The 22,907-nt window shown below is 69.9% G+C and carries 24 protein-coding genes; 17 read left to right on the top strand and 7 right to left on the bottom strand.

The window, feature by feature from the left end; translation table 11 throughout:
* The first annotated feature begins 3 nt into the window (after positions 1-3).
* Together CBM2588_RS21350 and mobB are read left to right on the top strand one after the other, a co-directional pair.
* Positions 4-711, top strand: coding sequence for a carbonic anhydrase (locus tag CBM2588_RS21350; protein ID WP_115682365.1), 708 nt, complete (start codon positions 4-6; stop codon positions 709-711).
* Between the two features lie 4 nt (positions 712-715).
* Positions 716-1,270, top strand: coding sequence for a molybdopterin-guanine dinucleotide biosynthesis protein B (gene mobB, locus CBM2588_RS21345; RefSeq protein WP_115682364.1), 555 nt, complete (start codon positions 716-718; stop codon positions 1,268-1,270).
* 21 nt (positions 1,271-1,291) lie between these two features.
* Here mobB and CBM2588_RS21340 read toward each other — a convergent pair whose 3' ends face one another.
* Positions 1,292-2,218 (bottom strand): LysR family transcriptional regulator, encoded by a 927-nt coding sequence (locus CBM2588_RS21340; RefSeq protein ID WP_115682363.1) that lies wholly within the window; start codon positions 2,216-2,218, stop codon positions 1,292-1,294.
* Between the two features lie 103 nt (positions 2,219-2,321).
* On the opposite strand from CBM2588_RS21340, the gene CBM2588_RS21335 reads away from it, so the two are divergent.
* The 14 genes from CBM2588_RS21335 (at position 2,322) to CBM2588_RS21270 (ending at position 15,502) form a co-directional block, all read left to right on the top strand.
* On the top strand, positions 2,322-3,284 hold the full coding sequence (locus CBM2588_RS21335; RefSeq protein WP_115682362.1) for a tripartite tricarboxylate transporter substrate binding protein: 963 nt from the start codon (positions 2,322-2,324) through the stop codon (positions 3,282-3,284).
* A gap of 20 nt (positions 3,285-3,304) precedes the next feature.
* Positions 3,305-4,723: a 3-isopropylmalate dehydratase large subunit gene (leuC, locus tag CBM2588_RS21330; protein ID WP_115682361.1), complete on the top strand. Its 1,419-nt coding sequence runs from the start codon at positions 3,305-3,307 to the stop codon at positions 4,721-4,723.
* Complete coding sequence (gene leuD / locus CBM2588_RS21325; protein ID WP_115682360.1) at positions 4,716-5,360, top strand: 3-isopropylmalate dehydratase small subunit; 645 nt, start codon at positions 4,716-4,718, stop codon at positions 5,358-5,360. The genes leuC and leuD overlap by 8 nt, the downstream gene beginning before the upstream one ends.
* A gap of 221 nt (positions 5,361-5,581) precedes the next feature.
* Entirely contained in the window at positions 5,582-7,258 is a 1,677-nt protein-coding gene (locus CBM2588_RS21320) for a nitrite reductase (RefSeq protein WP_115682359.1), read from the top strand.
* Positions 7,259-7,332: 74 nt separating this feature from the next.
* Positions 7,333-7,656 (top strand): c-type cytochrome, encoded by a 324-nt coding sequence (locus CBM2588_RS21315; protein WP_439897456.1) that lies wholly within the window; start codon positions 7,333-7,335, stop codon positions 7,654-7,656.
* Positions 7,638-8,015: a c-type cytochrome gene (locus CBM2588_RS21310; RefSeq protein ID WP_115682358.1), complete on the top strand. Its 378-nt coding sequence runs from the start codon at positions 7,638-7,640 to the stop codon at positions 8,013-8,015. The genes CBM2588_RS21315 and CBM2588_RS21310 overlap by 19 nt, the downstream gene beginning before the upstream one ends.
* Complete coding sequence (locus CBM2588_RS21305; RefSeq protein ID WP_115682357.1) at positions 8,015-9,190, top strand: cytochrome D1 domain-containing protein; 1,176 nt, start codon at positions 8,015-8,017, stop codon at positions 9,188-9,190. The genes CBM2588_RS21310 and CBM2588_RS21305 overlap by 1 nt, the downstream gene beginning before the upstream one ends.
* Before the next feature lie 9 nt (positions 9,191-9,199).
* Positions 9,200-10,186, top strand: a complete 987-nt coding sequence (gene ahbB, locus CBM2588_RS21300; RefSeq protein ID WP_115682356.1) for a siroheme decarboxylase subunit beta — start codon at positions 9,200-9,202, stop codon at positions 10,184-10,186.
* Entirely contained in the window at positions 10,183-10,671 is a 489-nt protein-coding gene (locus CBM2588_RS21295; RefSeq protein ID WP_115682355.1) for an Lrp/AsnC family transcriptional regulator, read from the top strand. Before ahbB (CBM2588_RS21300) ends, CBM2588_RS21295 begins: the two co-directional genes overlap by 4 nt.
* Positions 10,671-11,192, top strand: a complete 522-nt coding sequence (ahbB, locus tag CBM2588_RS21290) for a siroheme decarboxylase subunit beta (RefSeq protein ID WP_115682354.1) — start codon at positions 10,671-10,673, stop codon at positions 11,190-11,192. The genes CBM2588_RS21295 and ahbB (CBM2588_RS21290) overlap by 1 nt, the downstream gene beginning before the upstream one ends.
* Positions 11,192-12,355 carry a heme d1 biosynthesis radical SAM protein NirJ gene (gene nirJ, locus CBM2588_RS21285; RefSeq protein WP_115682353.1) on the top strand — a complete coding sequence of 388 codons (1,164 nt, stop codon included), beginning with the start codon at positions 11,192-11,194 and terminating at the stop codon, positions 12,353-12,355. The genes ahbB (CBM2588_RS21290) and nirJ overlap by 1 nt, the downstream gene beginning before the upstream one ends.
* Positions 12,352-13,851 (top strand): nitrite reductase, encoded by a 1,500-nt coding sequence (locus CBM2588_RS21280; protein WP_172583648.1) that lies wholly within the window; start codon positions 12,352-12,354, stop codon positions 13,849-13,851. The genes nirJ and CBM2588_RS21280 overlap by 4 nt, the downstream gene beginning before the upstream one ends.
* A gap of 33 nt (positions 13,852-13,884) precedes the next feature.
* Positions 13,885-14,646 (top strand): uroporphyrinogen-III C-methyltransferase, encoded by a 762-nt coding sequence (gene cobA / locus CBM2588_RS21275; RefSeq protein WP_115682351.1) that lies wholly within the window; start codon positions 13,885-13,887, stop codon positions 14,644-14,646.
* A gap of 82 nt (positions 14,647-14,728) precedes the next feature.
* The gene (locus tag CBM2588_RS21270; RefSeq protein WP_115682350.1) at positions 14,729-15,502 is read left to right on the top strand and encodes an AraC family transcriptional regulator; all 774 of its coding nucleotides are present in this window, start codon (positions 14,729-14,731) and stop codon (positions 15,500-15,502) included.
* 26 nt (positions 15,503-15,528) lie between these two features.
* Here the strand turns inward: CBM2588_RS21270 and CBM2588_RS21265 are convergent, their stop codons facing one another.
* From CBM2588_RS21265 to pobA, 4 genes are all read right to left on the bottom strand, one after another.
* Positions 15,529-15,996, bottom strand: coding sequence for a RidA family protein (locus tag CBM2588_RS21265; protein ID WP_115682349.1), 468 nt, complete (start codon positions 15,994-15,996; stop codon positions 15,529-15,531).
* Positions 15,993-16,874: a PhzF family phenazine biosynthesis protein gene (locus tag CBM2588_RS21260; RefSeq protein ID WP_115682348.1), complete on the bottom strand. Its 882-nt coding sequence runs from the start codon at positions 16,872-16,874 to the stop codon at positions 15,993-15,995. The genes CBM2588_RS21265 and CBM2588_RS21260 overlap by 4 nt, the downstream gene beginning before the upstream one ends.
* A 16-nt stretch (positions 16,875-16,890) precedes the next feature.
* Positions 16,891-17,877 carry a Bug family tripartite tricarboxylate transporter substrate binding protein gene (locus CBM2588_RS21255; RefSeq protein ID WP_115682347.1) on the bottom strand — a complete coding sequence of 329 codons (987 nt, stop codon included), beginning with the start codon at positions 17,875-17,877 and terminating at the stop codon, positions 16,891-16,893.
* A gap of 238 nt (positions 17,878-18,115) precedes the next feature.
* Positions 18,116-19,285, bottom strand: coding sequence for a 4-hydroxybenzoate 3-monooxygenase (gene pobA, locus CBM2588_RS21250; protein ID WP_115682346.1), 1,170 nt, complete (start codon positions 19,283-19,285; stop codon positions 18,116-18,118).
* A 126-nt stretch (positions 19,286-19,411) separates the two neighbouring features.
* Here pobA and CBM2588_RS21245 point away from each other — a divergent pair, with 126 nt between their 5' ends.
* Positions 19,412-20,299, top strand: coding sequence for a helix-turn-helix domain-containing protein (locus tag CBM2588_RS21245; protein ID WP_115683680.1), 888 nt, complete (start codon positions 19,412-19,414; stop codon positions 20,297-20,299).
* Between the two features lie 9 nt (positions 20,300-20,308).
* On the opposite strand, the gene pcaDC is transcribed toward CBM2588_RS21245, so the two are convergent.
* Together pcaDC and CBM2588_RS21235 are read right to left on the bottom strand one after the other, a co-directional pair.
* Positions 20,309-21,484 carry a bifunctional 3-oxoadipate enol-lactonase/4-carboxymuconolactone decarboxylase PcaDC gene (gene pcaDC / locus CBM2588_RS21240; RefSeq protein WP_115682345.1) on the bottom strand — a complete coding sequence of 392 codons (1,176 nt, stop codon included), beginning with the start codon at positions 21,482-21,484 and terminating at the stop codon, positions 20,309-20,311.
* Positions 21,485-21,511: 27 nt separating this feature from the next.
* Positions 21,512-22,900, bottom strand: coding sequence for a 3-carboxy-cis,cis-muconate cycloisomerase (locus CBM2588_RS21235; RefSeq protein WP_115682344.1), 1,389 nt, complete (start codon positions 22,898-22,900; stop codon positions 21,512-21,514).
* Positions 22,901-22,907 lie beyond the last annotated feature (7 nt).

Raw genomic sequence — 22,907 nt, 5'->3', positions numbered from 1 at the left:
GCCGTGCATCACATCGAACATCTGCTCAAGGGTTTCGAGCGCTTCCAGCAACGCTATTTCGACGACGAGCCCGGGCTGTTCGACACCCTGCGCACCGGCCAGCGCCCGCCGACGCTGCTGATCGGCTGCAGCGACTCGCGCGTCGATCCCGGCCTGCTGCTCGGCTGCGATCCGGGCGAGCTGTTTACCGTGCGCAATATCGGCAACCTGGTACCGCCCTGCACCGGCCGCCACGAGGGCAGCCTGCACGGCGTGTCCGCGGCGATCCAGTTCGCGGTGCAGCAGTTGCGCGTGGCCCGCATCATCGTGATGGGCCACGGCGGCTGCGGCGGCATCCGCGCGCTGCTGGCGCAGCCGGCCGACGCCGGCGACCATCCACCCGACGACAGCCACGATCCGGACTACCTTGGCGCCTGGGTGCGTATCGCCGCGCCGGCGCGGCGCCAGGTGGAAGAGACCCTGGCAGCAGCCAGCGCCGCGCAGCGCGAGCGCGCCTGCGAGCAGGCGGCGATCCTGGTATCGCTGCGCAACCTGCAGACCTTCCCGTTCGTGCGGCGTGCGCTGGAAGCCGGCGCGCTGACGCTGCACGGCTGGTATTTCGATCTCCAGGCCGGCGCGCTGCTGGCCTATTCGCAGCGCGCCGACAGCTTCCTGCCGCTGGTGTGCCCGCTGCCCGCCCAATCAGAAACCTGCGAACCCTGCGAACGCTAACCCCATGCATCCCTTCATCCTTGGCATCACCGGCACCTCCGGCAGCGGCAAGACCACTCTGATCACGGCACTGCTGCCCTGGTTCCGCGCCCAGGGCCTGACCGTCAACGTGGTCAAGCACAGCCACCATCCGCTCGAACTCGAGCCACCGGGCAAGGACAGCGCACGCTTTCGCGCCGCCGGCGCGGCCGAGGTGATGGTGGCCTCGCCCTATCGCTATGCCATCGTGCGCGAACTGGCCGACGAGGCCGAGCCGACGCTGGTGGAACAGGTCGCGCGCCTGCGCCCGGCCGACATCACGCTGGTCGAAGGCTTCCGCCGCGAGGCCATCCCGCGCATCGAGGTCTACCGGCCCGCGCACGGGCGCGCACCCTACTATCCGGGCGATCCGTCGATCATCGCGCTGGTCACCGACTCGCGCATGGACACCGTGCTGCCATGCATGGCGCTGGACGATATCGTGCAGGTTGGCGGCTTTATCCTGGCCCTGCGCGACCGGGCCGCCGCCATGCCCGGCGCGGGCGCCGGCGCTGCGCGTGTCCCGGAACTGGCGCTGTAGCCGCCTGAAGCTGGCCGCGGCCTACCACGCGCTGGCGCCCCTGCCGCTGCCCGCGGCGCGGTGGCCGGCAAAGTGCTCCAGCAGGAAATCCACCAGCGCCCGCACCTTGTCGGGACGATGATTGCGCGCCGGGAACACCAGGTGGATGTCCGCCGGCGCGAACTGCCACTGCGGCAATACCTGGCGCAGCGCACCGCTGCGCAGGTGCTCCGCCACGTCCCACTCCGAGCGCACGATCAGTCCCTGGCCGTCGAGCGCCCACGCCAGCGCCGACTCGCCGTCATTGGTGCTCATGGTGCCGCGCACCTTGACGGTCTCCTGCTGCGCGCCGTAGCGCAGGTGCCAGGTGCCGAAGGTCTCGTCGGCCTCGCGGATAAAGATGCAGTTGTGCCGCGCCAGTTCACGCGGGCTTGACGGCTCGCCATGCGCCGCCAGGTACGACGGCGCCGCGCACAGCAGCCGGCGGTTGTTGGCGAGCAGGCGCGCGCTCAGCCGCACGTCCGGCATCTCGCCGAAGTGGATCATCGCGTCGAGCCCCTGCTCGACCAGGTTCAGCGGCCGGTCGCTGAGGTACAGCTGCACCTCGATGTTTGGGTAGCGGCGCGCGAACCGGGCCAGCGCCGGCGCGATATGCCGGCGTCCGAAACCAAGCGTGGCGCCGATCTTCAGCAAGCCGTGCGGGGTGCTGCCGGTGCCCGCAATCGCGCGTTCCAGCGCTTCCATCTCGGCCAGGATTCGGGCGCCTTCCACCAGGTAACTTTCGCCTTCCGGCGTCAGGCTAATGCGGCGCGTGGTCCGGTGCAGCAGGCGCACGCGCAGCCGCGCTTCCAGCGCGGCCAGTCGCTTGCTGACCGCGGGCGGCGTCACGCCCAGCTGCTGCGCCGCGCCGGCGAGGCTGCCGTGCTGGTTGATACAGGCAAAGAACGCGACGTCGGAGAGCTGGTCCATTGATGAAATAAAGGAAATAAAGAAGTAACCGAGTTTAAATTATGTGCCTCCAGGTGAATGATACGATGGCTTCCATAACAAGTCGTCACCACAGGAGACACCCATGAAAGTTGCCCGCCTCGCCGCCTTGCTGCTGTGCGCCGCGTCGATCGGCACCGCCGCAGCGCAGAACTATCCCCAACGCCCGGTGCGCCTGGTCGTGCCCTACGCCCCGGGCGGCAGCGCCGACATCGCCGCGCGGCTGGTCTCGGAGGCGTGGGCCAGAAGCCTGGGCGGCACCATCGTGGTCGAGAACCGCGCCGGCGCCGGCGGCAATATCGGCGTCGACGCCGTCGCCAAGGCCGCCGCCGACGGCTACACCATCGGCCTGCAGACCGTGTCGCTGGCGATCAACCCGGGCTTGTTCCCGCGCATGCCGTACGACACCCTCAAGGACCTCGCGCCGATCGGCATGGTGGCCAGTTCGCAGCATGTGCTGGTGGTCAACAACAATGTGCCCGCCACCAACCTGCAGGAACTGATCGCGGCGGCCAAGGCCGCGCCCGGCAAGCTGACCTATGGCTCCGCCGGCAACGGCAGCACCTTTCATATGTCGGCCGAACTGTTCAAGTCGGTGGCCAACGTCGCCATCGTCCACGTGCCGTACCGCGGCGGCGGCCCCGCGCTGGTCGACACCATCGCGGGCCAGGTCGACATGAGCTTCCCGGTCATCTCCGCCGCCCAGCAGCATGTGCAGGGCGGCAAGCTCAAGGCGCTCGCCGTCACCGGCCCGCGGCGCTCGGCGCAGCTGCCGAACGTGCCTACCGCGGCCGAAGCGGGCCTGCCCGGCTATGCCTTCGAGACCTGGTTCATGGTGTTCGCCCCGGCCGGCACGCCGCGGCCCGTGATCGACAAGCTCAACGCCGCCCTGAATATCGCGCTGGCAACGCCGGCCACGCGCGACCGCATGGTCAGGGAAGGCTTCGAGCCCACGCCGACCACGCCCGAAGCGGCACGCCAGCGCCTGGAAAAGGAAATGCCGGTGTGGGCCAGGCTGATCAAGCAACGCGGCATCACCGCCGAGTAACCCCTGACAAGGCAGGCCCCATGCCCCCGAAAACGCTATACCAGAAGCTGGTCGACGCGCACACCGTCGCCAGGATCGACGACGACAACGTGCTGCTGTACTGCGACCTGCACCTGATGAACGAGTACACCAGCCCGCAGGCCTTCGCGGGGCTGCACGAACAGCAGCGCGGCGTGATGGCGCCCGGCCAGAACGTCGCGGTGGTCAGCCATATCATCCCCACCCATCCCGGCGCGATCCGCGTGATCGCGGATCCGGCCTCGGCGTTGCAGGCGACCAACCTGCACGCCAACTGCGCGCGCCATGGCATCCCGCTGTTCGACACCAACGATGCGTTGCAGGGCATCGAGCACGTGGTCGGCCCCGAGCACGGCATGATCCGTCCCGGCATGGTGGTGATCTGCGGCGACAGCCACACCACCACCTACGGCGCGCTGGGCGCGCTGGGCTTCGGCATCGGCACCTCCGAGGTCGAACACGTGCTGGCCACGCAGACGCTGGTCTACCGCATGGCGCGCACCATGCGCATCCGCGTCGACGGCACGCTGCCCGCCGGCACCACCGCCAAGGACCTGATCCTGAAGATCATCGGCGCGATCGGCGCGCAAGGCGCGCGCGGCTATGTGGTGGAGTACTGCGGCTCGGCGATTCGCGCGCTGAGCATCGAGGCCCGCTTCACGCTCTGCAACATGACGGTCGAGGCGGCCGCGCGCGGCGCGCTGATCGCACCGGACGCGGCGGCGACCGATTACGTGCTGCGCCGCGCGCCGGACATCGCGGGCCCGCAGCGCGACGCCGCGCTCGCCCACTGGGCCACGCTGCACAGCGACGCCGATGCGGCGTTCGACCTGGAGTTCGCCTTCGATGCCGGCGAGGTCGAACCGTACGTGACCTGGGGCACCAGCCCGGACCAGGTGCTGCCGGTGTCGGGCACGATCCCGTTTGCCGAGGACCAGATCGACGAGGCCGGGCAGCGCTCGGTCGAGCGGGCACTGGCGTACACGCGCCTGCAGCCGGGGGCGGCGCTGGCTGGCACCGCGATCCAGCATGTCTTCATCGGCTCTTGCACCAACGGCCGCATCGAAGACCTGCGCGCGGTGGCGGCGGTGGCGCGTGGCCGCAAGGTGGCCGCGGGAGTCAGGGCCATGGTGGTGCCCGGCTCGGGTGCGGTCAGGGCGCAGGCCGAACGTGAAGGGCTGGCCGGCATCCTGATCGAGGCCGGCTTCGAATGGCGGCAGCCGGGCTGCTCGATGTGCCTGGCCATGAACGACGACGTGCTCGGCGACGGCGTGCGCTGCGCCTCCACCACCAACCGCAACTTCGAGGGCCGGCAGGGACGCGGCGCCATCACCCACCTGATGAGCCCGGCCATGGCGGCAGCCGCGGCCGTGACCGGCGCCATCACCGACGTGCGCCAGATGGAGATTTCCCATGCCTGAAACGACCTGCATCGCCGGCAAGGCGGCGGCGATCCGCTTCGAGAACCTCGATACGGACCAGATCATTCCCAAGCAGTTTTTGCGCGGTATCGACAAGTCCGGGCTGGCGCAAGGCATCCTGTACGACCATCGCTTCGACGCCAGCGGCGCGCCGCGCGCGGACTTCGTGCTGAACCGGCCCGAGTACGCCGGCACCGGCATCCTGGTGGGCGGCGCCAACTTCGGCTGCGGCTCCAGCCGCGAGCATGCCGTCTGGGGCCTGCAGCAGTTCGGCATCCGCGCCGTGATCGCGCCGAGCTTCGGCGAGATCTTCTACTCCAACGCGATGAACAACCGGCTGCTGCTGGTGATGCTGCCGCGCGACGTCATCGAGCGCCTGATGGACGCCGTGGACGCGGACAGCCGCAACACCGTCAGCATCGACCTCGACGCCATGCGCGTGCGCACGCCTGCCGGCGATCACGCTTTCGAACTGTCGGCACGCCATCGCCGCATGTTTATCGAAGGGCTCGACATGATCGGCCTGTCGCTGCGGCAGCGCGGCGAGATCGAGCAGTTCATGGCGCAGTACTGGTCCGCGTTCCCGTGGACGCAGAACGTGGCCGCGCGCACGCGCGAGCGCCTCGGCCGCACCTGAGCCACACCACCTCGAGCGTGTCGCCGCCACGGCGACACGCTGCCCGCCGGGAACGAAGGTCACCCCCTTCCGCATTTCGTTCCCAACCTCCCAGCTTCGTTTGATGCCAGTCAATCCCATGTCGGCAGTGTGTGCGCATGATCGCCACATGACGACAGGTCCAGGCCACACCCGCCTGCGTACCGCTAAATCGCTTTCCCACCGCTGATCCACGGCACCCCATGAAAGCAAAAAACTGGCTGTATCCGGCAATCGCGGCATTGCCGCTCTCGCTCTGGCCTGGCCTGCCTCACGCCGCCACCAAGGCCGACTCCAAGACCGCGCCGAAGGCTGAACAGAAGGCCGCCATCCCCACCCTGACCACCGCTGAATTCGACCACGCACGGCAGATCTACTTCGAACGCTGCGCCGGCTGCCACGGCGTGCTGCGCAAGGGCGCCACCGGCAAGGCGCTGACGCCGGACATCACCCGCGCGCGCGGCACCGAGTACCTGAAGACCTTCATCAAGTACGGCAGCCCCGCCGGCATGCCCAACTGGGGCACCTCGGGCGACCTCACCGACAAGGAAGTCGACCTGATGGCGCGCTACATCCAGCTCGACCCGCCGACGCCGCCCGAGTTCTCGCTCGCCGATATCGAGAAAAGCCGCAAGGACATCGTACCGGTGGCCAAGCGCCCGACGCAGAAGATGAACCAGTACAACCTGGACAACCTGTTCTCGGTCACGCTGCGCGACGCCGGCGAAGTCGCGCTGATCGACGGCGACAGCAAGCAGATCATCAATATCGTCAAGACCGGCTATGCGGTGCATATCTCGCGCATGTCGGCGTCGGGACGCTACCTCTACGTGATCGGCCGCGACGCGCGACTGGACCTGATCGACCTGTGGCTGCCCAAGCCCGATATCGTCGCCGAAGTGAAGATCGGCATGGAGGCGCGCTCGGTCGAGACCTCCAAGTACAAGGGCTACGAGGACAAGTACGCCGTGGCCGGCTCGTACTGGCCGCCGCAGTACGTGATCATGGAGGGCGACACGCTCAAGCCGCTCAAGGTAGTGTCCACGCGCGGCATGACCGTCGACAACGAATACCACCCCGAGCCGCGCGTGGCGTCGATCGTGGCCAGCCATTTCCATCCGGAGTTCGTGATCAACGCCAAGGAGACCGGCAAGATCCTGATGGTCAACTACTCGGACCTGGCCAACCTGAAGACCACCACCATCGATTCGGCCAAGTTCCTGCACGACGGCGGCTTCGATTCGACCGGACGCTACTTCCTGGTCGCCGCCAACGCCTCCGACAAGATCGCCGTGGTCGATACCAAGGAAGACAAGCTGGCTGCGCTGGTCAACGTCGGCAAGACCCCGCACCCTGGCCGCGGCGCCAATTTCACGCATCCGCAGTTCGGCCCGGTCTGGGCCACCAGCCACCTCGGCGACGAGACCATCAGCCTGATCGGCACCGACCCCGCCGGGCACCCCGCGCAAGCGTGGAAGGTGGTGCAGACGGTCAAGGGCCAGGGCGGCGGCTCGCTCTTCATCAAGACCCATCCCAAGTCGTCAAACCTGTGGGTCGATACGCCGCTGAACCCGGATGCCAAGCTCAACCAGTCGGTCGCGGTGTTCGACACGCGCAATCTCGACGCCGGCTTCAAGGTGCTTCCCATCGCCGAGTGGGCCGACCTGAAGGGCAGCGGCGCCAGGCGCGTGGTGCAGGCCGAATACAACAAGGCCGGCGACGAGGTCTGGTTCTCGGTGTGGGGCACCAAGGACGGTGAGTCCGCGCTGGTGGTGGTCGACGACAAGACCCGCACGCTCAAGACCGTGATCAAGGACAAACGACTGATCACGCCGACTGGCAAGTTCAACGCCTACAACACGCAGCACGACGTCTACTGAGCCGGCACCCTCGCTGCGCCCGGGCGCGGCGAGGGTCGCCAGTCCTCCGCGTGACTTCCATGGAGCAATTCATCATGCGAACAACATCCGCGCAAACTGCGCTGCTGGCATCGTTCGGCTGCGCGCTGGCGATCGGCACAGCCATGCCGGCACACGCCAGCCAGGCCCTGGCATCGAGCAAGGCCTGCCTGGCGTGCCATGCCATCGACAAGAAGATGGTCGGCCCCGCGTTCCAGGACATCAAGGGCAAGTACACCGGCAGGAAGGACGCGCAGGCGCAGATGGTCCAGTCCATCCTGAAAGGCAGCAGCGGCCGCTGGGGCCCGGTGCCGATGCCGGCCAACGCCGTCAGCGCGGCCGACGCCAACACGCTGGCGAAATGGATCCTTTCCCTCTGAACCGCATGGCGTGGCGCCGCGCCGCGGCCGCGGCGCTGGTCGTCACCACAGGCTGCGCCGGCGCACTCGCCGCGGCGGACCCGCCCGCCCCGGCGCGGCAGGCGCAACTGGCGCACTGGCTGCGCGATGACTGCGGCGCCTGCCACGGCATGACCCTGCGCGGCGGGCTGGGTCCGCCGCTGACGCCCGCCAGCCTTGCAGGCAAGCCGCCTGACGGCCTCGTTGCCACCGTGCTGTACGGCCGGCCCGGCACGGCGATGCCGCCCTGGCAACCATTCATGACGCAGGATGAAGCCCGATGGCTGATCGATCGACTGCAGGCCGGCCAGCCGCCGGCCGTCACGCCGCAAGACAACTGATGCGCGGGCTGGCCGCGGCGGCATGCGCCGCGCTCGTCGCCATGCTCGCTGCCGGTTGCGCCGGCACCGTGCGCGGCACCGGCGACCTGGGCGTGGTGGTGGAGCGCGCGGCGGGCCGGCTGCAGATCGTGGAAACCACCGGCATGACCCGCCTGGCCACGGTCGAAGGACTGGGCGACCTGTCCCATGCCAGCGTGGTGTTCTCGCGCGATGCGCGCTACGCCTATGTGTTCGGCCGCGACGGCGGGCTAACGCGTGTGGACCTGCTTGGCGCGCGCATCACCCACCGCGTGCTGCAGGCCGGCAACAGCATCGGCGGCGCGATCTCGCAGGACGGCCGCGTGGTCGCCGCGCAGAACTATGCGCCGGGCGGCATCCGGCTGTTCGACGCGCACACGCTGGCGCCGCTGGCAGAGCTGCCGGCGATCGGCAGCGACGGGCGCCGCGCCAAGGTGGTCGGGCTGGCCGACCTGCCCGGCCGCCGCTTCGCCGCGAGCCTGTTCGAATCCGGCGAAATCTGGATCATCGACGCCAGCGATCCGCGCCGGCCGCAGGTAACGCGCCTGCCCGCGGGGCGCGAGCCTTACGACGGGCTGGTCACGCCGGACGGCCGCTGGTACCTGGCCGGCCTGTTCGGCGAAGACGGCCTGGCGCTGGTCGACCTGTGGCAGGCGCCGCCGCAGGCGCGCCGCATCCTGTCCGGCCATGGCCGGGGCAATGCGCCGCTGCCGGTCTACAAGATGCCCCACCTGCGCGGCTGGGCCATGGCGCAGGGCATGGCGTGGCTGCCGGCGGTCGGGCGCCATGAAGTGCTGGTGGCCGATCCTGCCAACGGATGGCACGAGGCGGCACGCGTGGCGCTGGCGGGCCAGCCGGTGTTCGCCATGGCGCGGCCCGACGGGCGCCAGGTCTGGGTCAATTTCGCCTTCCCGCACAACGACACCGTGCAGGTGATCGACACCGCCACGCGCCAGGTGCTGCGCACGCTGCGCCCGTGCCGCGGCGTGCTGCACATGGAATTCACGCCCAAGGGCGAGGCGCTGTGGCTGTCCTGCCGCGACGACAACCGCGTCGAGGTCTACGACACCGCCACCCTGGAACGCCTGGCCACGCTGCCGGCCGACAATCCCAGCGGCATCTTCTTCACCGCGCGCGCCCAGCGCTTTGGCATGTAGGGCCCCGCCATGTTCAACGAGCAAACCCTCTATGACCAGCTGCAGCGCGGCTTCCCGCTGCAGCCGCGCCCCTACCAGGCGCTGGCGGCGAAAGCGGGGCTGTGCGAGCACGCACTGCTGAGCTTGCTGGCGCGCGATCTCGGCAGCGGACGCATCAGCCGCGTCGGCGCGGTGTTCGCGCCGAACGTGATCGGCGTCAGCACGCTGGGCGCCTTGTCGGTGCCGCCGGCGCAGCTGGACCGCGTGGCGGCGCGCGTCAGCGCCTGCGCGGCGGTCAGTCACAACTACGCGCGCAGCGGCCATCGCTACAACCTGTGGTTTGTCGCGGGCGCGCGCGAGCGCGGCATGCTTGATGCCACGCTCGCGTCGATCGGCAACCTCACCGGCCTGCCGCCGCTGGACCTGCCGATGGCGCGCGAGTACCACATCGACCTGGGTTTTCCGCTGGCGCGCCAGCACGGCGCCCGCCCGCGCCGGTCCGCGCTGGCGGTGCCCGCAGCCGCGGTGGCGCTGGACGACGATGACTGGCGCCTGGTCGCCGCGCTGGAAGCGGGCCTGCCGCTGACACCGCGCCCCTTTCATGCGCTGGCCAGGCAGGCGCGCCTGGCCGTGCCGCAGGTGCTCGAGCGGCTGGCGCAATGGTCGGCGCAAGGCGTGATCCGGCGCCTGGGGGTGGTGCTGCGCCACGGGCGCTTTGGCTACCGCCACAACGCCATGTGCGTGTGGGACGTGCCCGACGGCCGCGTCGACGCCGTCGGCATGCGGCTGGCGCGGCAGCCGCGCGTGACCCTGTGCTACCGCCGCGCGCGGCGGCTGCCGGACTGGCCCTACAACCTGTTTGCCATGATCCACGCCCGCAGCGCGCCGGACCTGCAGACCGCGCTGGCCCAGGTCCGGGCCGCCGCCGGCCTGGAGCAGGTGCCCGGCACGGTCCTGGTCGGCACGCATTGCTACAAGCAGCGCGGCACGCGCTATGCCATCCAGGTGCCGGCATGAACGGCACCGCGTCCTGCGACGCCACCGATCCGCACGAACCGCTCGATGCCCTCGACCGCCGCATCATCAACGCCCTGCAGCGCGGCCTGCCACTGGTGCCGCGTCCGTACGCCGCAGCCGCCGCGGCGCTCGGCATCACCGAGGCCGTGCTGCTGGAGCGGCTGCGCGCGCTGCTGGCCGCCGGTGTGCTGACGCGCTTCGGCCCGCTGTACCAGGTCGAGCGCGCGGGCGGCCGCTTCGTGCTGTGCGCCTGCCATGCGCCGGCGGCGCGGCTGGAAGCAGTCATCGCCGCCATCAACGCCCATCCCGAGGTCGCGCACCACTACGCGCGCACCCACCACCTGAACCTGTGGTTCGTGCTGGCGGTGGCGCGGCCGGAGCAGGTCGCGCCGGCGCTCGCACGCATCGCCGCCGCGGCCGGGGTCGAGGTGTTGCCGTTTCCCAAGGAACGCGAGTTCTTCGTCAACCTCTATCTGCCCGCCTGATGCCATACGCTGCCGACGCTGCCGATCCCACTGACCTGGCGCTGATCCGCGCCACCCAGGCCGGCCTGCCGCTGGTATCGGCCCCGTTCGCCGCGGTCGCCGCCGCGCTTGGCCTGACCGAGACCGAAGTCATTGCACGCCTGGCGGCGATGCAGGCGCGCGGCACGCTGCGCCGCATCGGCGCGGTGCCAAACCACTACCGGCTGGGCTGGCGCGCCAATGGCATGACGGTGTGGGACGTGAACGATGCCCGCGTCGAGGCGCTCGGCGAACGCGTGGGTGCGCTGCCCTTCGTCAGCCACTGCTACCTGCGCCCGCGCCGCCTGCCGCACTGGCCCTACAACCTGTTCGCGATGGTCCACGCGCATACGCGCGCCGAAGCGGCGCCGCAGATCGAGCGAATCGCCGCACTGCTGGGCGACGCCTGCCGCGCGCATGATGTGCTGTGGTCCACCCGCATCCTGAAGAAAGCCGGCCTGCGCCTGCCGCCGGCCAGCACTGCCTCACAGGAGCCACGCTGATGTTCCGCCTGTCCCGTTTCATGGAAGCCCTGCGCGATGCCGGGCCGGTGCCGCCTGCCCGCAAGGCTGCCGGGCCGGTCGTGATCTGGAATCTGATCCGCCGCTGCAACCTCAACTGCCGGCATTGCTACGCCACCTCGGCCGATACCGACTTCAAGGGCGAACTGGATACCGCCGAGGCCCTGCGTGTGCTGGCGCAATTGCGCGACGCGCACGTGCCTGCGCTGATTCTGTCCGGTGGCGAGCCGCTGCTGCGGCCGGACCTGTATGACATTGCCGCGCATGCGCGCGCGCTTGGGTTCCACCTGTCGCTGTCGTCCAACGGCACGCTGCTCGATGCCGGCCATGCCGCGCGACTGGCCGCGGCGGGCTTCGACTATGTAGGCGTCAGCCTGGACGGCCTGCCCGCCACGCACGACCGCTTCCGCCGCAGCGACGGCGCCTTCGCACAGGCGCTGGCCGGCCTGCGCACGGCGCGCGCCGCCGGCCTGCGCGTCGGCGTGCGCATGACGCTGACCGAAGCCAACGCCGCACAGCTTCCCGAGCTCGTCGCGCTGGCCGAACGCGAAGGCATCGACAAGTTCTACCTGTCCCACTTCAACTACGCCGGGCGCGCGCGCAGCCATCGCGCCGACGACGCGCGGCACGCGCGCACGCGCGCAGCGCTGGACTGGCTGTTCGACCATGTCTGGCAGCGCACGCGCGCGGGACATGCCGGCGACTTCGTCACCGGCAACAACGACGCCGACGGCGTTTACCTGCTGCACTGGATTGCGCAGCGCTTCCCGCACCGCGTCGGCGACATGCGCCAGCGGCTGGAACAGTGGGGTGGCAACGCGACCGGCGTGGGGGTTGCCAATATCGACAACCTCGGCAATGTGCACCCCGACACGATGTGGTGGCATGTCACGCTGGGCAACGTGCGCGACCGGCCCTTTGGCGAGATCTGGGCCAGCCGCGCCGATCCGCTGATGGCGGGACTGGCCAGCCGGCCGCGCCCGTTGCAAGGACGCTGCGCGGACTGCGCGCACCGTGCCATCTGCAACGGCAATACGAGAGTACGTGCCCTCGCGCTGACCGGCAACGCATGGGCGGAAGATCCGGGCTGCTACCTCAGCGACGGCGAAATCGCCAGCCTGCTCCAGCCGGAGGTAACGGCATGACACGCATTGCCCGATGGCTGCTGTCCCTGGCGTTGGCGTGCGGAATGCAATCCGCATTGTCGGTCGATCCTGCTGCGCGCTACGCCCAGCACTGCGCCGCCTGCCACGGTACCGACCGCCTCGGCGGCATGGGCCCCGCGCTGCTGCCGGAAAGCCTGGAGCGGCTGCGCGCCAGCGAACTCGACAGCGTGCTGCGCGACGGCCGCGCCGCGACGCAGATGCCGGCGTTCGGCCCCACGCTGGCGGCTCCGGAACTGCAGGCGCTGGCGCGCTGGCTGCGCACGGCACCGGCCGCCGCGCCGCAATGGAGCGCCGAAGCGATCCGGGCCAGCCACGTGGTCATGCATGCGCCCGGCGCGCTGCCGGCGCGCCCTGTGTTCAGCGCCGATCCGCAGAACCTGTTCGTGGTGGTCGAGGCAGGCAGCCATCACATGACCGTGCTCGACGGCGACAAGCTGGCGCCGATCCATCGCCTTGCCACCCGCTTCGCCTTGCACGGCGGCCCCAAGTTCAGCCGCGATGGCCGCTATGTCTTCATGGCAAGCCGCGACGGCTGGGTCAGCAAGTACGACTTGTGGAACCTGGCCTATGTCGCCGAGATCCGCGTCGGCATCAACACACGCAACGTTGCCGTCAGCGATGACGGGCGCTGGGTGCTGGCCGGCAATACGCTGCCGCGCACGCTGGTGCTGCTGCGCGCCGACGACCTGTCGCTGGCGCGGGTGATCGATGTCAGGGGCCGCAATGGCGACGTATCGCGGGTATCGGCGGTCTATGACGCGGCGCCGCGCCACAGCTTTGTCGCGGCGCTGAAGGACATCGCCGAAGTCTGGGAGATCCCGTATGCCGACGCCGCCGGCAAGCCACTGGCGTCGCTGGCGCCGCGCGCGATCGTGCTGGACGATGTGCTCGACGATTTCTTCTTCGACCAGCCTTACCGCCACATCCTTGGCGCATCGCGCAACGGCGGCGGCCAGGTGATCGACCTCGACCAGGGTCGCAAGGTGGCCTCGCTGGCCCTTGGCGGCATGCCTCACCTCGGCAGCGGCATCACGTGGGAGATGGGCGGCCATGCAGTGATGGCGTCGCCCGACCTCGGCCAGGGCCGCATCCCGGTGATCGACATGCAGGACTGGCGTACGGTCGCAGCCATCCCCACCAACGGGCCCGGCTTCTTCCTGCGCAGCCACGAGAACAGCCGCTACGCGTGGGCCGACGCCATGATGAGCCCGCGGCGCGACACGCTGCAGGTGATCGACAAGCAGACCCTGCAAGTCGCCGGCAGTGTCACGCCCAGCCCGGGCCGCACCGCCGCGCATGTGGAATTCACGCGCGACGGGCGCTATGCGTTGGTCAGCCTGATGGAGCGCGACGGCGCGATCGTCGTCTACGACGCCGCCACACTGCAGGAAGTGAAGCGCATCCCGATGGACAAGCCCATCGGCAAGTACAACGTCTTCAACAAGACCACGCGTTCGGCGGGCACCAGTCACTGATGCCTGGCCGCCGCGCACGCAGGAGTCCCTCGCATGAACTCTCCCCTCAAGCCCGGCAAGGTCTGGCTGGTCGGCGCCGGCCCCGGCAGCCCCGACCTGGTCACGGTGCGCGCGGTGCGCGCGCTCTCTTGCGCCGACGTATGGCTGGTCGATGACCTGGTCTCGCCGGAGATGTCCTGCTATGCCCGGCCCGGCACGCATGTCGAGTGGGTCGGCAAGCGCGGCGGGCGCTGCTCGGTCACGCAGGCGCGCATCCAGCAGCTGACGCTGCAGCACGCGCTGGCCGGCCGCACCGTGGCGCGCGTCAAGGGTGGCGATCCGCTGCTGTTCGGCCGCGGCGGCGAAGAGGCCGCGTTCCTGCGCGCGCACGGCGTGCCGGTGGAAGTGGTCAACGGCATCAGCAGCGGCGTCGCGGCGGCGCAGGCCCTGGGCATCGCGCTGACCCACCGCGCCCACTGCCACGGCGTCACCTTCGTCACCGCGCACACCAGCGAACACGGCTCGCCGGACTGGGACGCGCTGGTGCGCGGCGGCACCACGCTGGTCATCTACATGGGCATGAGCCGGCTCGCGGCGATCCGCGACGGGCTGCTGGCGGCCGGCATGCGCGCCGATACGCCGGCGGCAGTAGTGATGCATGCGGGCGGCGCGCAAGAGTGCTGCTGGGCCGGCACGGTGCAAGCGCTGGCCGATGCGCTGGCCGCCGGGATGGCCAGTCCGGCGGTGGTGCTGGCGGGCGGCGTGGTGGCCGAGGCGATGCCGCGGGTGATGGCCTTGTCGTGCGCTGCGCCGTAGTCCTGGCTCGGGACTCCCCGGTCCCGCCCGGGATATGGCACCATCGTCGGCACGCGCCAATCAACCCGCACGCGTCCCGAAAGTGGCTGCCCTGACACATCACTCCCCCAAGCTGCACCTGACCGCCGAGCGTGGCTTTGCCCTGCATGAAAGCCGCCACGCGGGATTCCGGCGCGAATGGCATACGCACGACTGCAGCATGCTGCTGTGGACGCGCGCCGGCCGGCTGCGCAGCGTGTGGGAAAGCCAGCCCGACACGCAGCAGCCCGGCCCGGTCGCGGCCACGCTGGTACGCGGCGGGGCGGTGCTGCTGCCGGCGTCGACGCGCCATTTCACCGCGGCGGAAGCCGGACGACAGCATCACGGCGAACTCTACCTGCCTCCCGACAGGCTGCGCAGCGCCGCGCCTTACGGTGCGCTGCGGCTCGACGGCGCCGCGCTGGCAATGCTCGAAGCACTGCTGACGCCCGGGCTTGCGCCCGCCAGCGCGGAGCTGCTGGTGCGCGCCGTCGTCGGCCAGATCATGGCCAGCCCGCTGCTGGCGCTGCCGCAGGAGCCGGCCTCGCTCGCGCTCCGGCTGGTGCGATGCTTCAGCGCGGCGCTGGAGCGCGACCAGGCGCTGCCGTCGATCGATGCCGCGGCCTGCACCCTGGGCGTTTCGGCGCGGCAGCTGCAGCGCGCCTGCCAGCTCGAGTTCGGCGCGAGCCCGGTCGCGGTCCGCCGGCGCGTGCTCGCGGCGCATGCGCGCAGCCTGCTGGCAGAAGGGCTGCCGCTGTCCCGCGTCAGCGAGCGCCTTGGCTTTGCCAGCAGCGGCCATCTCGCGCGCCTGCTGCGCGAGGTCCCGCCAGCGCGCTGAGCGCACCGGCCGGGCATTCCTGCCGGTCACGCCAGGTAGGCCTCCAGCTCGATCTCGATCCAGGCACGGTCCGGCAGGCTCGCCACCCCCACCGCGGTGCGGGCCGGCAGCGCCTGATCCGGGAAAGCCAGTGTCAGCAGCGCGGAGGCACTGTCCACCACCAGCGAATGCCGGGTGAAATCGCCGTGCGCCCGCACGAAGCCGCGCAGCCGCGTGACCTGCCGCACCGCCGCCAGTTCGCCACCGGCGGCTGCCCGCAATACAGCCAGCGCATTCAGCATCGCCACCTCGGCGGCAAGGCGAGCGGCCGGCAGATCGGCTTCGGTGGCGCAGCAGCCGGCCATGGCAATGCCGTCACGCCGGGGCGTCTGGCCGCTGATGCTGACGCGTCCGTCGATCGCGCAGGCCGGCGCGTAGTTGCCGCGCGGGACGGGCGCGTCCGGCAGCGCAAAGCCCGCGGCCGCGAGCCGCGCTTCCGGCGTGGTGGCGCTCATGGCTGGCTCCAATGGACCGCGCCGGTAAGCCAGCAACCCTGCGCCGTGCCGTCGGCCGCCACGCGCGGCGCCACCAGGATTTCCGACGGCCGGCCCATGGTTTCGCCCTGCCGTACCGCGAGTACTGGCGCGCTTTCTCCGGCATTGCCGGCAAGGTGTCCCCACAGCGCGGCGGCGGCAATGCCGGTGGCGGCGTCTTCCGGGTAGCCGGAAGCACGCGGAAACTGCCGAGCATGCACCGCCCGCGTGGCTGGCGGAGCCGGGGGATCGTCGGTTGCCGCATCCGCATACGGGTACAGCCCGGTGGACCCGATCGCATCGCACAACGCCGCCATCCGTGCGAAGTCCGGCCGCAGCGCGGCCAGCGCCGCCACATCCGGCATCGCCACCAGCGTCTTGACGCGGCTGGTGCAGGCGTTGGTCATGGCATAACCGCCGCCATCGCCAGGCAGGCCCAGCACCGCGGCGACCGACCGGCGGCAGGCCGCATCCAGCGCGCTTGCCTGCACCGGCGGCTGCGAAATCCACACCCGCTGCGCCGCGTCGTCCCAGCGCGCCGTCACGATGCCGCTCAGCGTCTCGACGCGCGCGGCCGGCGCGGTCCAGCGGCCCCATTGGCGCAGCGCCCACAACGCGCCCACCGTGGCATGGCCGCACATCTCCATCTCGTGCCGTGGCACGAAGAAGCGCAGGCGCAGGTCCGCCCCATCGGCCGACGGCGGCAGCACAAAGGCCGATTCATGGCCATGCCGCGCCGCGACCTGCTGCATCTCCGCCTCGGACATGCCTTGTGCATCGGCCACCAGCGGTACCGGGTTGCCGCCGCCGGAGCCCCGCACGAACACGTCGATTAGCGCCGCGCCGCCGCGCGCGGGCATGGTGTGCAGCTGTGGCTTATTCAATCGTCGCTCCCACGGACCGGGCAATCTCGCCCCAGTAAGACAAGTCGTGCTGCACGGTGGCGAGCATCTCCGCAGGCGTGCCCGGGCGTGCCGTCACGCCCTTGTCGGCGAGTTCGCGGATGGTGTCCTTGTCCGCCAGCACCTGGTTGAGCGCCTGGTTCATGCGCGCAACGATCGGTGCCGGCGTCCCGCGCGGAAACGCCAGTCCATACCAGAGCTGCTGCGCGAAGCCCGGCACGCCCTGGCTGGCGAAGGTCGGCACGCCGGGCAGTAGCGGCGTCGGCGCGGTCGTGGCGACCGCAGCCAGCTTGCCGGCGCGGAGATACGGCACCAGTCCCGCGGGGTTGTCGAACATCAGCTGTACCTGGCCACCGATGAGGTCGGTATAAGCGGGCGCGGCGCCGCGATACGGCACATGCGTCAGCGGCACTCTGGCCAACGCCTGGAACTGCACGCCGATCAGGTGCGAGACCGTGCCCACGCCGACCGAGGCAAAGCTGTGCTGCGCAGGTTTGTCGTGGCGCAACCGGTCGAGCAGCGCCTTCACGTCAGCTGCCTGCAGTGCGCGATTGACCGCGAGCACATATGGCGACGTGCCGATAAAGCCAGCGTAGGCAAAGTCGGCGGCGGGCTTGTACGGCAGCTTGGGATAGACGCTGGCGCTGACCGCATGCGTGCTGGTGGTCGCCACGCCCACCACGTAGCCATCCGGCGCGGCACGCGCCACAAACGCAGCGCCGATGGTGCCGCCCGCACCGCTGCGGTTGTCGATCACCACAGGCTGCCCGAGCGCCGCCTGCAGCCGGGGCTGGATGGTGCGGACCAGCAGGTCGGTGCCGCCGCCGGCCGGGAACGGAACCACCAGCGTGACCGGCTTGATGGGCCAGTCCTGGGCGACGGCAGCGCCGGCCGGGGCCAGGCAAAGAACCCCGAGCAGGCAGGCGTGCAGATTGGGAAAGATGGGTGGCAGGTTTGCCATGGCGCGTTCTCCTTGACTCGAACGGCTTGAGTCTAGGGACGGCGCAGCCAGCGGCCAAACCGGCAGGCGACAGGCCTTGATCCGAAATCGGACAACGGCAATCGCCGACCCACCATGACGCCGCACCACTGCAGTGGCATGGGGTCGCGACAACGCTGGCGCGCTGCCGGTTTGCTGCCCTTTCCCACTTCGCGGGACAGGGGAGCCTTCGCTGGCGGCAGTGGCTCCCGTTCAGCGCCTAGTAAGGCAACCCCACATAATTCTCCGCCAACGCCCGGCAAGCCGCTTCCGAACCCACCAGGTAATCGAGCTCGGCCCGCTGCATGCGCAGAGCAAACGGATCCGCATCGGGGAAGCGATGCATCAGCGAAGTCAGCCACCATGAAAAGCGCTCGGCCTTCCAGATGCGGCGCAGGCAGCGCGCCGAATAGGCATCCAGCTCGCGCTTGTCGTCATGCCGGTAGGCTGCGACCAGTCCGTCGGCCAGGGTCAGCACGTCGCTGGCGGCCAGGTTGAGCCCCTTGGCGCCGGTAGGCGGCACGATATGCGCGGCATCGCCGGCCAGGAACAGGTTGCCGAAGCGCATCGGCTCGCACACAAAGCTGCGCAGCGGCGCGATGCTTTTCTCGATGCTCGGGCCCGTCACCAGCGACTGCGCCGAGCGCGGATCGAGGCGGCAACGCAGTTCGTCCCAGAAGCGGTCATCGGACCAGTCCTCCACGCGCTCGCTCGACGGCACCTGCACGTAGTAGCGGCTGCGCGTGCGCGAGCGCATGCTGCACAGCGCAAAGCCGCGTTCGTGGCTGGCATAGATCAGTTCCTCCGCCACCGGCGGCGTGTCCGAGAGGATGCCAAGCCAGCCGAACGGATAGACGCGCTCGAACAGCTGCGTGGCGGTAAGCGGCACGCTCTGGCGGCTGACGCCATGGAAGCCGTCGCAGCCGGCGATGTAGTCGCAGTGAATCTCGTGCGCCACGCCGTCCTTGCGGTAACGGACCACCGGCCTGGCGCCATCGAAATCATGCAGGCTGACCTCCTGCGCCTCGTAGACCGTGGTGATGCCCGCTTCCTGCCGTGCCGCCATCAGGTCGCGCGTGACCTCGGTCTGGCCGTAGACGGTCACGCTGCGGCCGACCAGCGCGTGCAGGTCGATGCGATGCCGCTGGCCATCGAACGACAGCTCGATGCCGTCGTGCACCAGCCCTTCCTCCTGCAGCCGCGCCGCCACCCCCGCGCGCTTCAGCGCATCGACGGTCACGCTCTCGAGGATGCCGGCGCGGATGCGCCCCAGCACGTATTCCGGACTGCGTTGCTCGACGATCACGTTGTCGATGCCCGCCCTGGCGAGCAGCTGCCCGAGCAACAGGCCGGCGGGGCCGGCGCCGATGATGGCGACCTGGGTGCGCATGACTTGTCTCCTTTTGCGTATCGCTCTGATGGCGCTAACGATAGTGGCCGCACACCCGCTACGGAATGGACAGACGGAACCAATGACAGGACAATCGGAACATTGCTGGTAAACACCGACGCCCCCGTGAAACCTGTCCCGACCTACTCCCTGTATGGCGTGAATTCGTCCGAGCCGCTGTCCGACCAGCTGCATTTCGAGTCCATCGCCGCGCGCAGCCGCCTGCACGGGTGGGAGATCAAGCCTCACCGGCATGAGCGCTTCCTGCAAATTCTGTACATCCATGCGGGTGGCGGCGAAGCCCTGCTCGAAGAACGCCGCGAGCCGCTGCGCAGCGGCTCGCTGGTGACGATGCCGCCGCGGCATATCCACGGCTTCGTGTTTACGCCGGACACTGACGGCATGGTCGTCACCATGACCGACAGCCACCTGCGCACGCTGCTGGCGGGTGTGCCGGACGCGCTGCCGCTGTTCGAACACCCGCGCCATGACCGCGTGCGGCGCGGCCACGTGCTGGCGAGTTCGCTGGCGCTGTTTCGTGGGGAGATGGAAGCCGTGTCCGCCTGGCGCGGGGCGTCGCTGTCGGCGCTGCTGACTTTGGTGCTGATCGGTATCGCGCGGCTGGCCAATGCCGATCAGCCGGCAGCCGCGCGCAGCAGCAGTCGTCCGGCGCGGCATTTCCAGCACTTCCAGCAACTGCTGGAATCGGACTATCGCGAGCAGAAGGAAATCGGGCACTACGCCGGGGCGATCGGCATTACGCCCACGCAGCTCAACCGCGTATGCCGCCAGGCCTCGGGCCAGACCGCGCTTCAGATGATCCACGCGCGCGTGCTCGCCGAAGCGCAGCGCGACCTGCTCTTCAGCGACCTGGAGATCAAGCACATCGCGCTGTCGCTCGGGTTCTCCGACGCGGCGTACTTCTCGCGCTTCTTCGCCCGGCTGGTCGGGCAGGCGCCCACGGAGTTCCGGCAGTCGGGACGGGCGCGGCTGCCGGCGTTCGCGGTGCGCTGATCGATCCGATCAGTCCGGCTGGTCCATCGCGGCGAAGATTTCCTCGGCCAGGTGGAAGGCCGAATTCGCCGCCGGCACACCGCAATAGATCGCGGTCTGCAGCAGCACTTCCTTGATCTGGTCGCGCGTGACGCCGTTGTTGGCCGCGGCGCGCAGATGCAGCTTCAGTTCTTCCGGGCGGTTCAGCGCCACCATCATGGCGATGGTCAGCAGGCTGCGCGTATGGCGCGGCAGGCCCTCGCGCGTCCAGATCTCGCCCCAGGCATAGCGCGTGATCAGGTTCTGGAATTCTTCGTTGAGCGGCGTCAGCCGCGCCAGCGAACGATCGACATGCGCGCTGCCGAGCACCTGGCGCCTCACTGAAAGGCCGGCCTCATAGCGCGCGTGGTCGTCAGTCACGGGCAGGCGGCCTTGCACGAAGTCCACCAGTGCAGCGGTGAAGCGGCCTGGCTGCTCGAAGCTGGAAATATGCGCGGCAGGCAGTTCGACGAAGCGCGCACCGGGAATGGCATCGGCCAGCGCGCGGCCCTCTTGCGCGGTGGTCGACGGGTCCTGGCTGCCGGCGACAACCAGCACCGGCACCGTGATCGACGACACCGTCTCGCGGAAATCTGCGTCACGCACCGCCGCGCAGCTGGCCGCATAGCCGCGCGGATCGAGTCCTGCCAGCACGCCGCGCAGGCCATCCAGCGCACGGTCCGAGGTGGCGGCAAACCCGGGCGTGAACCAACGTTCGATCGATGGCGCGACCATCCCGGCCATGCCGTCTTGCAGCACGGTGTCGATGCGCGTGTTCCATCCCTCTGCGTTGCCGATCTTTGCCGCGGTATTGGCCAGCACGATGCGGCAGAAGCGCTCGGGCGCATGGATGCCGAGCCACATCCCTGTCAGGCCGCCCAATGACAGGCCGCAGAACACCGCTTGGTCAATCCGCAATGCGTCCAGGATGGCGACCACATCCTGACCGAGCTGTTCAACCGTGAAGGCATCACCGGGTGCGGTCGAGCGGCCGTGTCCGCGCGTGTCGTAGCGCACCACGCGAAAGCGCCCGGCCAGCGCGGCGGCCTGCGGCGCCCACATGGTGTGGTCGGTGCCGAGCGAGTTGGAGAAGATGATGGCCGGTGCGGCCTCGGGGCCGTCGACGGTGTAGAAGAGCCGGGCACCGGCATGATCGAGATAGGGCAATGCAGTCTCCTGAGAATCCTTGGCGAGTTACCGTGCGGCACGTTCGGCAAGCGCGGATTGCCACGCCTGCACCGCCGCATCCGCGAAAGCCGATGACTGGCCCGCATAGTTGGCAGGATTGGCAAGGCGGTCGAGCGTGGTGTCGTCGAGCAAGCCCGCGTGGGCCGGTTCTTCCTGCAGCGTACGGGCCAGCGCATCGCGCAGGCTGGTGCCGTCGGCGACGGCGCGGCGCGAGGCGCTCTCCACCACGTGGTGCGCTTGCAGCCGGCCGATCGTGCCTCCGAGTTCCAGCATCGCGGCCTCGCCGAGTATCAACCCATGCGTGAGATCGAGATTGCCACGCATGCGCGCCGCATCGACCTGCAGCCCCGCCACCACCTCGCCCATCTGGCGCAGCGCGCCCGCGGCCAGCGCGACGATCTGCGGCAGCGTGTCCCATTCCGCCTGCCAGCCGCCCAGCGCACGCTCGTGTTCCTGCACCATGCCTGACAGCATGGTGGCCACCAGCGGCGGCACCCGCACCGACGCCGTCAGCACCGCCGCGCAACCCACCGGATTGCGCTTGTGCGGCATGGTGCTGGAACCGCCACGGCCGGGCCCGGCGGGCTCGGCCACTTCCGCCACCTCGGTCTGCATCAGCAGCGAGATGTCGCGAGCCATCTTGCCGAGCGTGCCGGTCAGCATGCCGAGCGTGGTGGCCACCTCGACCATGCGGTCGCGATGCGCATGCCACGGCAGCACGGGCGCGACCAGGCCGAGTTCGCGGGCCAGTGCGGCGGTCACGCCGGGCGCGGCGTCGCCCAGGCTCGCGAGCGTGCCCGCGGCGCCGCCGAACTGCAGCGCGCGGGCCTGCGCGCGCGCTGCACCAAGGCGGGCGAGGTCGCGGCGCAGCGCGTCGAGCCAGCCGGCGGCCTTGCAGCCAAAGGTGGTCGGCAGAGCATGCTGCAGCCAGGTGCGCGCCACCATCGGCGTGGCGCGATGCGCGCTGGCCAGCGCGGTGCAGGATTCACCCAGGCGGACCAGGTCGGCATCGAGTACGCGCAGCGCGTCTCCGAGCTGGAGCACCAGCGCGGAGTCGATGATGTCCTGGCTGGTGGCGCCCCAGTGCACGAATCGCGCAGCATCGGCATCGCGCGCAACCACGGCGGCGGTCAGTTGCTTGACGAAGGGAATGGCAAGATTGCCGGCAGCGACCGCGGCCTGTGCCAGCGCATCGCGGTCGATGGCGCCGACGTCGCGGCAGACTTCGGTGATGACGGTCGCGGCAGCGGCCGGGATCACGCCGCATTGCGCTTCGGCGCGCGCGAGCGCGGCCTCGACGGCAAGCATGCGCTGCACGGTGCCGGTGTCGGAGAAGATGTCCTGCACCGCGGGGCTGCCGAACATGGGATCGGTAAGACGCGTGACGGTTGGCATGGGGGCG

The organism is Cupriavidus taiwanensis (genome assembly GCF_900250075.1).
Taxonomy (GTDB): Bacteria; Pseudomonadota; Gammaproteobacteria; order Burkholderiales; family Burkholderiaceae; genus Cupriavidus; species Cupriavidus taiwanensis_C.
The sequence above is the reverse complement of the archived record's forward strand: the minus strand, read 5'-3'. Positions and strand labels throughout refer to the sequence as shown.